This is a genomic window from Pandoraea pulmonicola (assembly GCF_000815105.2).
GTDB lineage: Bacteria > Pseudomonadota > Gammaproteobacteria > Burkholderiales > Burkholderiaceae > Pandoraea > Pandoraea pulmonicola.
Window position 1 is genome coordinate 2,486,695 of sequence record NZ_CP010310.2, and the last position, 14,225, is coordinate 2,500,919.

A 14,225-nucleotide genomic window follows, 5' to 3' on the forward strand; every position below is an offset into this window, starting at 1 on the left:
CTTGGTCGACGTTGGCGACGGGGCCGCCAGAGCATCTCAGTGCAGGCGGTGTGAGCGAGAGGCTTGCGCGCTGCTGTCTTCGTGGCCGATGGCCGGGCTGGCGTGGTGCAGGACGAGCCGCCAGCCGTCCGCCTCCTTCAGATAGACATTGGTCGCCAGCACGAACGCGTAGCGCGCCTCGGGATGGGATTCGACGAGGATCTGCTCGAGCACGTTATGCACGGCGCAAAGCGGGTTGTGGGCGACCTGCAGATGACTCACCGCGACCTGCAGGCCGCCATGGGTCAGCATCTGCCGCCAACTGGCGCGCACGGCCGCCGGCCCGACGTGCCGCGGCCCCGCGGGATGGATGCAGACGATTTCCTCGTCCTCCGACCAGACGTCCATCAGTGCGTCGGTGTCGCCGGCGCGCAACGCTTCGTAGTACGCGTGCTCGGCGTCTTCCGGGCTCAGGTATATGGCTGCGGGCATAGCGACGGCCTCCGTCGGCGTGATGCACCGGGCGGTACGTTCCAGCGGTGGGGAGTCAATGTGTCAGGCGGCCCGGCGAACGCGCCGATTATGGAGGGTTTGTCCGAGCTTGTCGACGTTGCGGCGCTTGCGCGGGCGTCCGTTCGCGGCGACGCGCGACTCTTGATCTGGCGCAAGGCGGGCGGCCCGTCGGACCGGTAGCTTATCGGTAACGCGGGGAAGCGTTATCTGGTGAGGTGTTGAAAGGCGAAGGGGGCGCGTTGGCGCCCCCGGTTGCCCATCAGCAGGGCGCGCCGGCGAGTTCCCGCAGCGCGGTGGCGTCGATGATTTTCACGTGACGCTGGCGAATTTCGATCATGCCATTCTGCGCGAAGCGCGAGAACAGGCGGCTGACCGTTTCGAGCTTGAGGCCCAGGAAGCTGCCGATTTCCTCGCGGCTCATGCGCAGCACGAATTCGTTGGCGGCGTAGCCCCGGGCGGCAAGCCGCTCGGAGAGGTTGAGCAGGAAGACGGCCAGCCGCTCTTCGGCGCGCATGGTGCCGAGTGCGAGCAGTTGCTGGTGTTCATTGCGGATTTCCTGGCTCATCAGCCGGTGCAACTGGCGCTGCAGCGATGGCACCTGGCGCGAAAGCGTTTCGAGTTCGCCGAAGCGGGCGATGCACAGCTCGCTATCCTCGAGCGCGATGGCCGTGCTCGGATGATGGTTGTCGGCCACGGCGTCGAGACCGATCAACTCGCCTTGCAAGTGGAAGCCGACGACCTGCTCGCGACCGTCAGGCGCAGTGACGCAACTCTTGAGCGAGCCAAAACGGATGCCGTAGACGGCATTCAGCGGATCGTTGGCGTGATAGAGCACTTCGCCCTTCTTGAGGCGGCGGCGTTCGTTGACGAGTGCGTCCAGTCGATTCAGCTCCGGTTCCGGGATGCCGACCGGCAGGCAGAACTGCCCCAGCGAGCAGGTGGAACAACGGGGCTGAGCGATGGGAATGCGACCGTTTTCGGTGGTCATGGAGGCCCTTGAAGTTATTATGTGAGTTTACCATGAGGCGTGCACTCGTCGTTCCGTACGACGGAGGGCATGGCCTTGTGCGGGCGATGCGTGCAGTGCTGGCGGCCCCGATAGAGAACGCGAGCCCGCCCGCCGGCAGCCTTGCCGGGCGGTAAATCCACGTGCGCGGCGGGGTTCGGTGCGCCGTTCCCGATGCCGAGGGAGAACGGGGTGCGGCAAGGCGTCGCACGGGAGGGCGAGGGGATACATGAGCTTTCGGCTTCGACGACGCTTTACGGGCGTCAGTGTTTCAGTAATAATTGCGCACATACCGGACGTCCGTCTCGCCGCACTATCGGCCTGGGCGTTTTCCCGGCAGGTCGTTTCGAAGCATCCAGGTCGCGCCGCCGTCACTACGACCGAACACAAACGGGCGCGCGCTTATGCGAAGCGGTTACGACCGTTTCTCGTGTTCCAAGCATCCATTTATTCCTGATACCGGGTTGCCAAGCCCCCGGTTTGCTTAGTCGCACATGAATACCCAAGAGGCGAAAATCGTCCTCGAGACCGCGTTGATTTGCGCGCAGGAGCCGCTCAAGGTCGGCGATCTGCGCAAGCTCTTCAATGACGCCGTGTCTGGCGACACGGTGCGCGCGCTGCTCGAGGAAATCCGCGTGCAATGGGATGGCCGAGGTGTGGAATTGGTGGCGTTGGCCACCGGCTGGCGTTTTCAGAGCCGTCCGCGCATGCGCGAATACCTTGATCGCCTCAATCCGGAGAAGCCGCCGAAGTACTCGCGCGCCGTGATGGAGACGCTGGCGATCATTGCGTACCGACAGCCGGTCACGCGTGGTGACATCGAAGAGATTCGCGGCGTGACAGTCAACACGCAGATCATCAAACAGCTCGAAGACCGTGGCTGGATCGAGGTGATCGGTCATCGCGACGTGCCGGGGCGCCCCGGCCTGTACGCCACGACCAAGGACTTCCTCGACGACCTCGGTCTGCGCGCGCTCGATGCGTTGCCGCCGCTCGAGGATCCTGCCGCACAGGCGCAGATCGATCTGCTCGCGCAGCAGAACATCGAATTCGGCGAGCGTGCCGAAGGCGAAGAGGGTGACGAGGCCGGGGCCGAGGACGCACCGGTGGCCGATGCCGACGCGCTGGCGCGTCTGGCCGAAGCCCGTGCCGACGCCTTGCCGCTGGCACAGGGACTGCCCGCGGATCAGCGCGAGCCGGTTGCTTCACCCCAGGATGAGGCGGTGAGCGAAGAGGCATTGCTCGACGCCGCGCTGGCCGAAGGCGAAGTGCCGGCCGTGACCGAAGTCGATGCCGTGGCTGCCGCCGATGCTGAAATTGCGGTGCCCGACGCGGAACTCCCGCCGGCGGCGCACGTCAGTGAGCAGGTCGATGCGTCGGAGGCCGATGCATCGGACGAACATGGTTCGCAGGGTGACGCGCAAGCATCGTATGCCGACAAGTCGCCGGAGGACGAGGCGGCTGGAGAGGGTGATGTCGCGCCAAGCGCGTGGCATGAGGAATTTTCCGAAGAATCGGAATCCGCGGTGTCGTCTGACGACGAGCTGCCGCAAGATGCGCTGGACGTGACGGCGCTGGCGGCAGATCCCGCCGAGTCGGCGACGCAGGAGGTTTCCCCGCGCGCTGCCGACTCGGCGGCGAACGAAGCCGCTGCCGGACAGCCCGTGTCCGGCGCGTCGGATGACGACGAGAACAGCGGGGACGACAAGAATCTCGTCACCGGTACCTGAGGCGCCGGCGCGGTTGCGCCGTGTGCACACTCAGGGCCGTTAGCGATAAGAACGAAGTCGCGGCAAGGACTTGCCGCGCATTCATGGTGCGAACACGGATCAGGGCGGCGACTTGCGCCTGCCCGCAACGATCCCGTTTTCCAATGAGGTTGTGTTGAAACAAAACGAAGAATCCCAGGACCTGCACGCACGCGATGCCGGTGTCGAAGCGCGCGCGCCGGAAGGCGAGGGCGGCGATGAAAAGGCGTCGCGCCGTGGTTTGCGCCGTGGTCCGCGCAGTCTGATCGCCCGCCGTCGTGCGGCCCAGCAAGCCAAGCGAGAGGGCGACGAGGGCGAGTCGTCCGCGTCGGAGGCCGTGCAGAAGGCATCGGCCGGCAACGGCCCCGAGGGGCAAGCCTCCGGTAACGAAGGTGGCCCTCAGGCCGCCCAAGGGCGAGGCCGCAACGCCGCGCGCAAGCCGCGCGGCGGCAAGCGCGACGGCGGCGCCGGACCATCGTCCTCGTCACAGGCCGGTGCGGCAGGCGCCAACGGTGCCAGTGGTACCCATGGCGCATCGCAGGGGGGCAAGGGGCAAGGGGCCGGCAAGGGCCGCGCTCGCAAGGGTGCGCCCGGCGCTGTCCGCGGTGGCAAGGGCGACGGCGACGACCTGTTTGCGTTCGTGACCTCGGGCGGCTTCGACGGCGAAGAGTCCGACGCCGACAAGGCCGCTGCCAAGCGTGGCCGCCGTCCGGCCGATCGCCGTGTGCTCTCGCCCGATGACGAAGCGCCGAAGCTGCACAAGGTGCTCGCGGAAGCGGGCATGGGCTCGCGTCGCGAGATGGAGGAGCTGATTCTCGCGGGGCGCGTGTCGGTGAATGCCGAGCCGGCCCACATCGGCCAGCGTATTCTGCCGACCGATCAGGTTCGCATCAACGGCAAGCTGGTCAAGCGTCGTATCACCAGCAAGCCGCCGCGCGTGCTGCTCTATCACAAGCCGGCGGGCGAAATCGTCAGCCACTCGGATCCGGAGGGCCGCACGTCGGTGTTCGACCGTCTGCCGCCGATGAAGACCGCCAAGTGGCTCGCCGTCGGACGTCTCGACTTCAATACCGAAGGTCTGCTGATCCTGACGACCTCGGGCGATCTGGCCAACCGTTTCATGCATCCGCGCTACGGTATCGAACGCGAATACGCGGTGCGTACCGTCGGGCAATTGAGCGAAGCGTCGCGCCAGCAATTGCTGCGCGGCATCGAGCTCGACGACGGCCAGGCCAACTTCCTGCGGCTGCAGGACGGTGGTGGCGAAGGCTCCAATCACTGGTACCACGTGGCGCTGACGGAAGGCCGCAACCGCGAAGTGCGTCGTATGTTCGATGCGGCCGGCCTGATGGTGAGCCGTCTGATTCGCACCCGCTACGGCCCGTTGACACTGCCTCGCGGCCTCAAGCGCGGTCGCTACGAGGAACTCGACGACGCGCAGGTGCGTTCGCTGTTCGCGGCGGTCGGCATGAAGATGCCGGGCGCGAGTTCGGACGACAAGGGCAAGAGCGGTCGCGGCGGCAAGGCCGGTGCGCCGAAGGAGCCGCGCCGTCAGCCGGATCCGATGCAAACGGCGCTGGGCGTCTTCGCGCGCGAGCCGGGGCAGTCGCGCCGTCCGCGCGCCAATCCGTTGACGGCGTTCGTCGGGCCGAGCGGCGGTTATCCGGGCCAGACGCCCGCGCCGCGCGGTGAAGGCCGACGTTTCGGCGGTGGCGGCAACGGCGGTGGCGGTTTTGGCGGGCAGCCGCGTGGTGGAAATGCCAACGGAAATACCAACGGCAACGTCAATGGCAACCGCAGCCGTGGCGGCAACCGCGCAGGCACAGGCAGCGGGGGCGGCAATCATGGCAACCGGGGAAATCGCGGTGGGAACCGCTCGCGCTGATTGCGGGGACGGTGTTCTTCCGCGGTGCGGCAATGTCGCATCGATGCCCGTCAGGTGGGCATTTGCCGCGCCAAGCGTTGCAAATTGGCCCAAAACCATATAAAATCAACGAATAAGCTGGTTTGCGCGTCACACGATCTGTTGCGGCGCGCACCTCATGCGCAATGAGGCTGTAAGAAATGGGCGTTTCGCCCATTTTTTTTTGCCGCGAGCGTTTTGCGCGGCCGATACCGCCGTGTCGGGGAGTGGGTGTGTCGACACTGGCACGCCGGCCCGGACGGTCAAGGCAGGTATCGTGCGACGCCCCATGCGGGGCGCGCAGACATGTCGGGCGCTGCTGATGCGCGCGAGTTTTTCTAGGGTGAGCAAAGTTGCAATTGCCAGAACTGATCGAGACCACGGTCGAAGGCCTGGGTTACGAGCTGGTCGATCTTGAGCGCGCCGGCGGCGGGTTGCTGCGCGTGTACATCGACAAGCCGGAGGGCATCACGATCGATGACTGCGAGACGGTGAGCCGTCAGCTCTCGCATGTCCTGATGGTCGAGAACGTCAATTACGACCGACTCGAAGTGTCGTCGCCGGGGCTGGATCGTCCGCTGCGCAAGCTGCGTGACTTCGAGCGTTTCACCGGTGCGGAAGTGAGTCTCACGTTGCGTGTGCCGCTCGAAGGCCGCAAGCAGTTCCGCGGCATTCTGCAGGCACCGCAGGGCGAGAATCTGAGCCTGGAGTTCGAAGGCAAGGGCGGCCCGGCGCTGCTTGAATTCACCCTCGCGGATATTGACCGTGCGCGCCTTGTGCCGCAGATTGATTTTAGGAGTCGCAAACGATGAGTCGCGAAGTATTGCTGTTGGTCGATGCGCTCGCGCGCGAAAAGAACGTCGACAAGGATGTCGTGTTCGGCGCGCTTGAAGCAGCATTGGCTTCGGCCACCAAGAAGCGCTACACGGAAGACGTCGACATTCGCGTGCACATCGACCGTGAGTCGGGCGAGCACGAGAGTTTCCGTCGCTGGCTGGTGGTGCCCGACGAAGCCGGCCTGCAGGAACCGGACAAGCAGATCCTGCTGTTCGAAGCCAAGGAAGAAAATCCCGCGCTCGAAATCGGCGAGTACATCGAAGAGCCGGTCGAGTCGGTGGAGTTTGGCCGCATTGGCGCACAGGCGGCCAAGCAGGTGATTCTGCAGCGCATCCGCGATGCCGAGCGCGAGCAGATCCTGTCGGACTTCCTCGAGCGCGGCGAAAAGATCATGACCGGCACGGTCAAGCGTCTCGACAAGGGCAACCTGATCGTCGAGTCGGGTCGCGTCGAAGCACTGCTGCGCCGCGATCAACTGATCCCGAAGGAAAACCTGCGTATCGGTGACCGCGTTCGCGCGTACATCGTGAAGGTCGACCGTACGGCTCGCGGCCCGCAGATCGAACTCTCGCGCACGGCGCCGGAATTCCTGATCGAGCTGTTCGGCATGGAAGTGCCGGAGATCGAGCAAGGCCTGCTGGAGATCAAGTCGGCCGCCCGCGATCCGGGCGTGCGCGCGAAGATCGCCGTGGTGGCGTACGACAAGCGCATCGATCCGATCGGCACCTGCGTGGGGATTCGCGGCACGCGTGTGCAGGCCGTGCGCAACGAACTCGGCGGCGAAAACGTCGACATCGTGCTGTGGTCGGAAGATCCGGCGCAGTTCGTGATCGGCGCGCTGGCGCCGGCGGCGGTGCAATCGATCGTCGTGGACGAAGAGAAGCACAGCATGGACGTCGTCGTCGACGAGAACGAACTGGCCGTGGCGATCGGTCGCAGCGGTCAGAACGTGCGTCTCGCGTCGGAGTTGACCGGCTGGCAGATCAACATCATGACGCCGGACGAATCGGCCGAGAAGCAGAACGAAGAGCGCGGCACGCTGCGTACGCTGTTCATGCAACGTCTGGACGTGGACGAGGAAGTGGCGGACATCCTGATCGAGGAAGGTTTCTCGAGCCTGGAGGAGATCGCCTACGTGCCCTTGAACGAAATGCTGGAAATCGAAGCGTTCGACGAGGACACGGTGCATGAACTGCGCAACCGTGCGCGCGACGCGCTGCTGACGCAGGCAATTGCGACCGAGGAAAAGGTCGAGGGTGTTGCCCTCGATCTGAAGAGCCTCGAGGGCATGACGCCCGAGTTGCTGGCCAAGCTGGCCGAGCATGAAATTCAGACGCGCGATGATCTGGCCGAACTGGCTGTCGACGAACTGACCGAGATGACCGGCGTCGACGAGGAAGCCGCGAAGGCCCTGATCATGAAAGCGCGAGAGCACTGGTTCCAATGATGACCTGCCCCGGCATGCATATGGAACAGTGAACTTTGAAGTTAACCGCAAGGCGCCTGGCCTTGCTTGAAGAGGTTTGAATGGCGAGCATCAACGTAGCCCAATTTGCTGCAGAACTGAAAATGCCGGCCGGCGTGTTGCTGGAGCAACTCAAAGCCGCCGGCGTGGACAAACTCAGCGCCGACGATTCGCTGACGGAAGCCGACAAGGCCCGTCTGCTGGAGCACCTGCGCCGGTCGCACGGTGCTGGCGACGGCGACAAAAAGAAGATCACTCTGACGCGTCGCCAGACCTCGGAAATCAAGCAGGCCGATGCGACCGGCAAGGCGCGCACGATTCAGGTCGAAGTGCGCAAGAAGCGCACCTTCGTCAAGCGCGACGATATCGCCGAAGGTGCCGAGAGCGCCGCTGCGGCGGAAGACGAAGCGCTTCGCCAGCGTGAGGAAGACGCACGCCGCGAGGCGGAGCGTCTGGCCGCCGAGGCTGCCGAACTGAAGCGTCGCCAGGAGCAACTGGAGCGCGAGGAAGCCGAGCGCCGCGAACGCGAAGAAAAGGAAGCCGCCGAGCGCCGTGCTCGCGAGGAAGCCGAGCGTGCTGCGGCCGCGCAGGTTGCCGAGGCGCAGAAGGCAAAGGCCGCCGAAGCCCAGGCCGACGCGGAAGCCGACAAGGTTGCCAAGGCAGAAGCCGAGCAGGCGGCACAAGCAGAGAAGGCTGCCGCCGACAAGGCAGCCGCGGCGAAGGCGGACGCCGAGCGCGAGCAGGCCCGCAAGGCCAGCGAGGAAGCGCGTGCGGCTGCTGAAAAGGCGAGCGCCGCAGCCGACAAGGCGCGTGCCGAAGAGGAAGCGATTCGCAAGCGCCGCGCGGCAGCCGAAGCCGAAGCCCGTGCCATTCGCGAGATGATGAACGCGCCGCGTCGCGTGCTCAAGGCGCCGGAACCGGCACCGGCGGCGGCAGCGGCGGCGGCCAAGCCCGAAGCGAAGGGCACGCTGCACAAGCCGGCCAAGCCGGAAGGTGCGGCAACGGCCAAGCCGGCGGACAAGAAGCCGGCAGCCGCGGCTCCGGCCACGACGGCTGGCGCAGCGGACAAGAAGGACAAGAAGGGCGGGGCCTGGCAGAAGGACGCCGACAACCGCAACAAGCGCGGCGGCATGAAGACGCGCGGCGACACGAGCGGTGGTTCGGACGGCTGGCGCGGCGGTGGCCGTGGCGGTCGCCGTGGCGACCGTCACGCGCAGGATGACCGTCAGGCATTCCAGGCGCCGACCGAACCGGTCGTGCGCGACGTGCACGTGCCGGAGACGATCAGCGTTGCCGATCTGGCGCACAAGATGTCGGTCAAGGCCGCGGAAGTCATCAAGCTGATGATGAAGATGGGCCAGATGGTGACCATCAACCAGGTGCTCGATCAGGAAACGGCAATGATCGTGGTCGAGGAACTCGGCCACCGTGCGATTGCCGCGAAGCTGGACGATCCGGAAACGTTGCTGGAACTGGGCAACGAGGCGTCGGTGGCCGAAGCGCTGCCGCGTCCGCCGGTCGTCACGGTGATGGGTCACGTCGACCACGGCAAGACCTCGCTGCTCGACTACATCCGTCGCGCCAAGGTGGCGGCGGGCGAAGCGGGCGGCATTACGCAGCATATCGGCGCGTACCACGTCGATACGCCGCGCGGCACGGTCACGTTCCTCGACACGCCGGGTCACGAGGCCTTCACGGCCATGCGTGCCCGCGGCGCCCAGGCGACGGACATCGTGATTCTCGTTGTCGCGGCCGACGACGGCGTGATGCCGCAGACGAAGGAAGCGATTGCCCACGCGAAGTCGGCCGGTGTGCCGATCGTGGTGGCGATCAACAAGATCGACAAGCCGGAAGCCAACCCGGACCGCGTGAAGCAGGAACTCGTGGCCGAAGGCGTGGTGCCGGAAGAGTACGGCGGCGATTCGCCGTTCGTGCCGGTGTCGGCCAAGACGGGTACGGGGATCGACGATCTGCTCGAGAACGTGCTGCTGCAGGCCGAAGTGCTGGAATTGAAGGCGCCGGTGGACGCCCCGGCCAAGGGTATCGTGATCGAAGCGAAGCTGGACAAGGGCAAGGGTCCGGTCGCGACGATCCTGGTGCAGTCGGGCACGCTCAATCGCGGCGACATGGTGCTGGCCGGTCAGGCCTACGGCCGTGTGCGCGCGATGCTGGACGAAACCGGCAAGAACGCGAAGGAAGCAGGCCCGTCGATTCCTGTGGAAATTCAGGGTCTGTCGGAAGTCCCGGGCGCCGGCGAAGAAGTGCTGGTCGTGCAGGACGAGCGCAAGGCGCGCGAAATCGCGCTGTTCCGTCAGGGCAAGTTCCGCGACGTGAAGCTGGCCAAGCAACAGGCCGCCAAGCTCGAGAACATGTTCGAGCAGATGGCCGAAGGCGAAGTCAAGACGCTGCCGCTCATCATCAAGGCCGACGTGCAGGGTTCGCAGGAAGCGCTGGCGCAGTCGCTCAACAAGCTCTCGACGCCGGAAGTGCGCGTGCAGATCGTGCATGCCGCCGTGGGGGGCATCAGCGAAAGCGACGTTAACCTGGCCACGGCTTCGAAGGCGGTCATCATCGGCTTCAACACGCGTGCGGACGCACTGGCCCGCAAGCTGGCGGAATCGAACGGTATCGACATTCGTTACTACAACATCATCTACGACGCTGTGGATGAGGTGAAGGCGGCAATGTCGGGCATGCTGGCGCCGGAGAAGAAGGAAGAGATCACGGGTCTCATCGAAGTGCGCCAGACGTTCCGCGTGCCGAAGGTCGGCACGGTGGCCGGTTGTATGGTACTCGACGGCTTCGTCAAGCGTTCGTCGCACGTGCGTGTGCTGCGCGACAACGTGGTCATCTTTACGGGCGAGCTCGATTCGCTCAAGCGTTTCAAGGATGACGTGAAGGAAGTCAAGTCCGGCTTCGAGTGCGGTCTGTCGGTGAAGAACTTCAACGACATCACCGAAGGCGACCAACTGGAAGCGTTCGAAATCACGGAAGTTGCGCGCTCGCTGTAACGCGATCTGCTCAACGGAAGTGGAATGGCCCACCGAGCCGGGAAACCGGCGGCGTGGGCCATTGCATTATTAGCGAGTTTGTCATGGCAAAGAAACGTGGCGTTCCGGGTCGGAATCTTCGCATCAACGATCAGATCCAGCGCGATCTGTCGGAACTGATCCAACGCGAAGTGAAGGACCCGCGCATTGGTCTGGTGACGCTGCAGAGCGTGGAAGTCACCCCGGACTATGCGCATGCGAAGGTGTTTTACACGACGCTCACCGGCGATCCGAAGGAAACCGGCGAAGCGCTCAACGAGGCGGCCGGCTATCTGCGCAATCTGCTGTTCAAGCGCTTGCACATCCACACCGTGCCGACGCTGCACTTCCACTTCGACCAATCGATCGAACGTGCGATCGAGATGTCGCGACTGATCGATACGGCGAACGCTACGCGCGCGAAGGAAGAGACGGGTGAGGGCGAGTCGCACGACGATGGCGAAGACGGTAAGGAAGGTGACGGTAAGTAGGCCGCCCCGCAAAGTCGATAGAAGACTGCCGACCTGCAGCCTGCCGGGCTGGCCGATGGCGAGCCTGGCGGCGCTGCGGTATCCGTTGCGGTATCCCTCCGGTATCCTTCTTCTCGCTGCCCCTCTCTGCGCCATCGTTGCATCGGCGGCAGGGTGGAATTTCCACGAATCTCTCAAGCCATCCCCGCATCATGACGGACCCGCGTTCGCAGGCATCCCGCCAGAAACTCCCCCGCTTTGCCCTCGACGGCGTGCTGTTGCTCGACAAGCCGCTAGGCCTGTCGTCCAACGATGCGCTCATCAAGGCGAAGCGCTTGCTCCAGGCGTTGAAGGCGGGACATACGGGCACGCTCGATCCCCTGGCCACCGGGTTGCTGCCGTTGTGCTTCGGCGAAGCGACGAAGTTCTCGCAGGACCTGCTCGAAGCGGACAAGACATACGAAGCGCATGTCCGTCTTGGTGAGACGACCACGACGGGCGATGCGGAAGGCGAGGTGCTGCAAACGCGTCCGGTGACGGTGGACGAGGTGGCGATTCGCGCCGTGCTGCCGCGCTTTACCGGTTCGATTTCGCAGGTGCCGCCGATGTACTCGGCGCTCAAGCGCGATGGCAAGCCGCTCTACGAATATGCGCGTGCGGGGCAGACGCTGGAGCGCGAGGCGCGTCAGGTCACGATCCTGTCGCTCGAGTTGGTGACGTGCTCGTTGCCGGAGGTCGCCGAATTCACGTTCCGCGTGACGTGCAGCAAGGGGACCTACGTGCGCACGCTGGCGGAAGACATCGGCGAGGCGCTGGGCTGTGGTGCGCATCTGCGTGGCCTGCGCCGCACGGCGGTGGGGCCGCTCACGCTCGAAGGCGCGATCACGCTTGAAGCGCTGAACGCCCTTGACCACGCGCAACGCGTGGAAAAGCTCGCGCCCGTGGACGCGTTGCTCAAGACCTTGCCGACCGTCTGGCTCGACGAGACGCTGGCGAAGCGCTTCAGTCACGGGCAGCGCTTGCGCCTGGACGACACTCGTTGCCCTCAGCCGCTCCGCGCTTGTGCGTCGACGCACGGCGCGATCGAGGTCAAGGTCTACGCCGAGGCGGCGGGCGACGTCGGTAGCCGGTTGCTCGGCGTCGCGCGGCTCGACGGGGAAGCGCTACTTACGCCGCAGCGCTTGCTCAAGACCCAATAGTCGGCGGCAGACGAAACGCCAAGGGCCTCGCTCCCGATCCCCCGTGCTTTGCCACTGCGGGGAACGGGCGTCGAGGCCCTTGCTGTCGATATCGTCGCCGCGGTACCGCGTTGGCCCGTGGGCGTGAGTACTCGTGACTCAGTTGGTGACGTTGTCGGGCTTCATGGCGTCGATCGCCCCCAGCGCGGCGCGGACGTCCATGGCGTACTTGGCGAGCGCCTTCTGCTCGTCGGTCTTCGGCTCGAACGACGGCACGCTCACCGGGTGATTGCTCTCGTCGACGGCGACGAAAACCATCAGGCAGTCGGTTGTCTGGCGCAACTCGCCCCATTTCGGATCGCCCGCGTGAACCGAGACGTGGATGTGCATGCTCGTGCGGCCGGTCGCGACGATGCGCGCGCGCAGTTCCACCAGATTGCCGACGAGAATCGGACGATGGAAATGGATGTTGCCGACGCTGACCGTCACGCAGTAACGCCCCGACCACGTGGCGGCGCAGGCGTAGGCGACTTCGTCGATCCATTTCATCAGGGAGCCCCCGTGGACCTTGCCGCCGAAGTTGACGGCGGCCGGTTCGGCCAGGAAGCGGAAAGTGATCTCGGAGCGGTCGCTCTGGTTTTGCGGCGTGTTCATGACGTTCGGTTCAGCGGGGAAATAGGTTCTTTACGGCATCGCAGCAACGGGACGCATTGCCGATTGCGCCACGATGATACTGCGAATACGCGAAACGCGCGTCGGCGTGCAATATTCGATGGATTCTCGCTTGCTCACCCGCTTTCCCACCTGCCGAGCCCCCAACGTTCACATTCCACCACTGCGTCGACAACGATTGTCGTGCGCGGCCCCTCGATTCCAGACTCGCAAGAACGTACAAGCCGGCGGCGGCCATATCCGCTATCCTGCACGGCCAGTGGTAATTGCAGGAGTTTTCGTGTCTGGAATGTCTTCTTCGGCTGCGGCGTCGCAGCAGTCCGATGTCAAACTCGAAGTGGCGCGCGGCATGCGCGCTTCGTTGCCGGTGATGCTCGGTTTTGTCCCCTTCGCGATGGTGCTCGGCGCGCAGGCGACCCAAAAGGGGATGCCCGCGTTTCTGGTGCCCCTCATGACGGGCCTCAACTTCGCCGGTGGTTCGGAATTCACCGCCGTGCGCCTGTGGACGTCTCCGCCGCATCTCGCCCTGATCGTGGCGATGTCGTGCCTCGTCAATGCGCGTCACATCCTCATGGGCGCGGCGTTCGCGCCGCTCATGCGTCATGTGCCGCTGCGCCGTGCGCTCGCATCGCTCTTTCTCATGTGCGACGAGAGTTGGGCGATGGCGTTGACCGATGCGAAGGTGCGTCATGCGGACCGCATCAGTCTGCCGTACTATCTCGGCGTGGCCGTCAATCTTTGGCTCGCGTGGATCGCCTTCACGGCGCTTGGCGCGGTGCTCGGTCCCGTGCTCGGCGACATCGAGCAATACGGCTTCGACATGGCCTTCACCGCCGTGTTTCTCGTCCTGCTCAAGGGCATGTGGCGCGGATGGCGCAAGTGTCTGCCGTGGCTCGTGAGCCTCGTGGCCGCAGCGCTTGCATATCTCTATGTGCCCGGCGCCTGGTATGTCGCCGCGGGTGCGTGCGCGGGCCTCGTCGCCGCGATTCTGATGGAGCCGCGCGATGCCGCTTGATGCCACGCTCCTGCTGCCCATTGCGACCGTCGCCCTGATGGCCGCCACGACCTATGTCACACGTATCGTCGGCTTCCTCGTGCTGCGCGATCGCGCGCTCGGCCCGCGAGTGCGCTCGGTGATGGAGAGCCTGCCCGGCTGCGTGCTGATCTCCGTGATCGCGCCGTCGTTCGTCGCCGAGCGTCCCGCCGACCTGATCGCGCTGGCCGTGACACTATTCGCCGCCACGCGTTTCTCGCTGTTGCCCACGGTCGTGATCAGCATCGCCGCCACCGGCGCACTGCGGTACTTCGTCGGCTGAACCCGCGCAAGTCGACGGAATGACGGAATGACGGGATGATGGGATGAAAAAAACCCCGCCAACGTCGGCGGGGTTCAAGAAGCGCCCGGTAGTACAGAGCAGGGCCGGG

Annotated in this window: 12 protein-coding genes; 9 read left to right on the plus strand and 3 right to left on the minus strand. The window is 65.0% G+C overall.

Annotation, left to right across the window (positions count from 1 at the left end; genetic code table 11):
* Positions 1-36: 36 nt before the first annotated feature.
* Both RO07_RS10995 and fnr read right to left on the minus strand, forming a co-directional pair.
* Positions 37-471, minus strand: a complete 435-nt coding sequence (locus RO07_RS10995; protein ID WP_052267197.1) for a YybH family protein — start codon at positions 469-471, stop codon at positions 37-39.
* Positions 472-751: 280 nt separating this feature from the next.
* A complete protein-coding gene (fnr, locus tag RO07_RS11000) occupies positions 752-1,480 on the minus strand; it encodes a fumarate/nitrate reduction transcriptional regulator Fnr (protein WP_039410675.1) in 729 nt (242 codons plus the stop codon).
* 512 nt (positions 1,481-1,992) lie between these two features.
* Here fnr and scpB point away from each other — a divergent pair.
* From scpB to truB, 7 genes are all read left to right on the plus strand, one after another.
* Complete coding sequence (scpB, locus tag RO07_RS11005; RefSeq protein ID WP_039410678.1) at positions 1,993-3,228, plus strand: SMC-Scp complex subunit ScpB; 1,236 nt, start codon at positions 1,993-1,995, stop codon at positions 3,226-3,228.
* Positions 3,229-3,409: 181 nt separating this feature from the next.
* On the plus strand, positions 3,410-5,131 hold the full coding sequence (locus RO07_RS11010; protein WP_039415081.1) for a pseudouridine synthase: 1,722 nt from the start codon (positions 3,410-3,412) through the stop codon (positions 5,129-5,131).
* Between the two features lie 371 nt (positions 5,132-5,502).
* Positions 5,503-5,961: a ribosome maturation factor RimP gene (gene rimP, locus RO07_RS11015; RefSeq protein WP_039410682.1), complete on the plus strand. Its 459-nt coding sequence runs from the start codon at positions 5,503-5,505 to the stop codon at positions 5,959-5,961.
* Complete coding sequence (gene nusA / locus RO07_RS11020) at positions 5,958-7,433, plus strand: transcription termination factor NusA (protein WP_039410685.1); 1,476 nt, start codon at positions 5,958-5,960, stop codon at positions 7,431-7,433. Before rimP ends, nusA begins: the two co-directional genes overlap by 4 nt.
* A gap of 80 nt (positions 7,434-7,513) precedes the next feature.
* Positions 7,514-10,462 (plus strand): translation initiation factor IF-2, encoded by a 2,949-nt coding sequence (infB, locus tag RO07_RS11025; RefSeq protein ID WP_039410687.1) that lies wholly within the window; start codon positions 7,514-7,516, stop codon positions 10,460-10,462.
* Between the two features lie 83 nt (positions 10,463-10,545).
* Positions 10,546-10,971 carry a 30S ribosome-binding factor RbfA gene (gene rbfA / locus RO07_RS11030; protein WP_039410689.1) on the plus strand — a complete coding sequence of 142 codons (426 nt, stop codon included), beginning with the start codon at positions 10,546-10,548 and terminating at the stop codon, positions 10,969-10,971.
* Between the two features lie 191 nt (positions 10,972-11,162).
* Positions 11,163-12,149 carry a tRNA pseudouridine(55) synthase TruB gene (gene truB, locus RO07_RS11035; RefSeq protein WP_039410691.1) on the plus strand — a complete coding sequence of 329 codons (987 nt, stop codon included), beginning with the start codon at positions 11,163-11,165 and terminating at the stop codon, positions 12,147-12,149.
* A 138-nt stretch (positions 12,150-12,287) separates the two neighbouring features.
* On the opposite strand, the gene RO07_RS11040 is transcribed toward truB, so the two are convergent.
* The gene (locus RO07_RS11040; protein WP_039410694.1) at positions 12,288-12,782 is read right to left on the minus strand and encodes an acyl-CoA thioesterase; all 495 of its coding nucleotides are present in this window, start codon (positions 12,780-12,782) and stop codon (positions 12,288-12,290) included.
* A gap of 298 nt (positions 12,783-13,080) precedes the next feature.
* Here RO07_RS11040 and RO07_RS11045 point away from each other — a divergent pair, with 298 nt between their 5' ends.
* Together RO07_RS11045 and RO07_RS11050 are read left to right on the plus strand one after the other, a co-directional pair.
* Positions 13,081-13,815, plus strand: coding sequence for an AzlC family ABC transporter permease (locus RO07_RS11045; RefSeq protein WP_418303709.1), 735 nt, complete (start codon positions 13,081-13,083; stop codon positions 13,813-13,815).
* The gene (locus tag RO07_RS11050) at positions 13,805-14,116 is read left to right on the plus strand and encodes an AzlD family protein (protein WP_039410698.1); all 312 of its coding nucleotides are present in this window, start codon (positions 13,805-13,807) and stop codon (positions 14,114-14,116) included. Before RO07_RS11045 ends, RO07_RS11050 begins: the two co-directional genes overlap by 11 nt.
* Positions 14,117-14,225 lie beyond the last annotated feature (109 nt).

Bases quoted from the DNA above. Each gene is read 5' to 3' on its own strand.
- rbfA (WP_039410689.1), top strand. From the start codon at position 10,546: ATGGCAAAGAAACGTGGCGTTCCGGGTCGGAATCTTCGCATCAACGAT.
- infB (WP_039410687.1), top strand. From the start codon at position 7,514: ATGGCGAGCATCAACGTAGCCCAATTTGCTGCAGAACTGAAAATGCCG.
- nusA (WP_039410685.1), top strand. From the start codon at position 5,958: ATGAGTCGCGAAGTATTGCTGTTGGTCGATGCGCTCGCGCGCGAAAAG.
- scpB (WP_039410678.1), top strand. From the start codon at position 1,993: ATGAATACCCAAGAGGCGAAAATCGTCCTCGAGACCGCGTTGATTTGC.
- fnr (WP_039410675.1), bottom strand. From the start codon at position 1,480: ATGACCACCGAAAACGGTCGCATTCCCATCGCTCAGCCCCGTTGTTCC.
- RO07_RS10995 (WP_052267197.1), bottom strand. From the start codon at position 471: ATGCCCGCAGCCATATACCTGAGCCCGGAAGACGCCGAGCACGCGTAC.
- RO07_RS11040 (WP_039410694.1), bottom strand. From the start codon at position 12,782: ATGAACACGCCGCAAAACCAGAGCGACCGCTCCGAGATCACTTTCCGC.
- RO07_RS11050 (WP_039410698.1), top strand. From the start codon at position 13,805: ATGCCGCTTGATGCCACGCTCCTGCTGCCCATTGCGACCGTCGCCCTG.
- truB (WP_039410691.1), top strand. From the start codon at position 11,163: ATGACGGACCCGCGTTCGCAGGCATCCCGCCAGAAACTCCCCCGCTTT.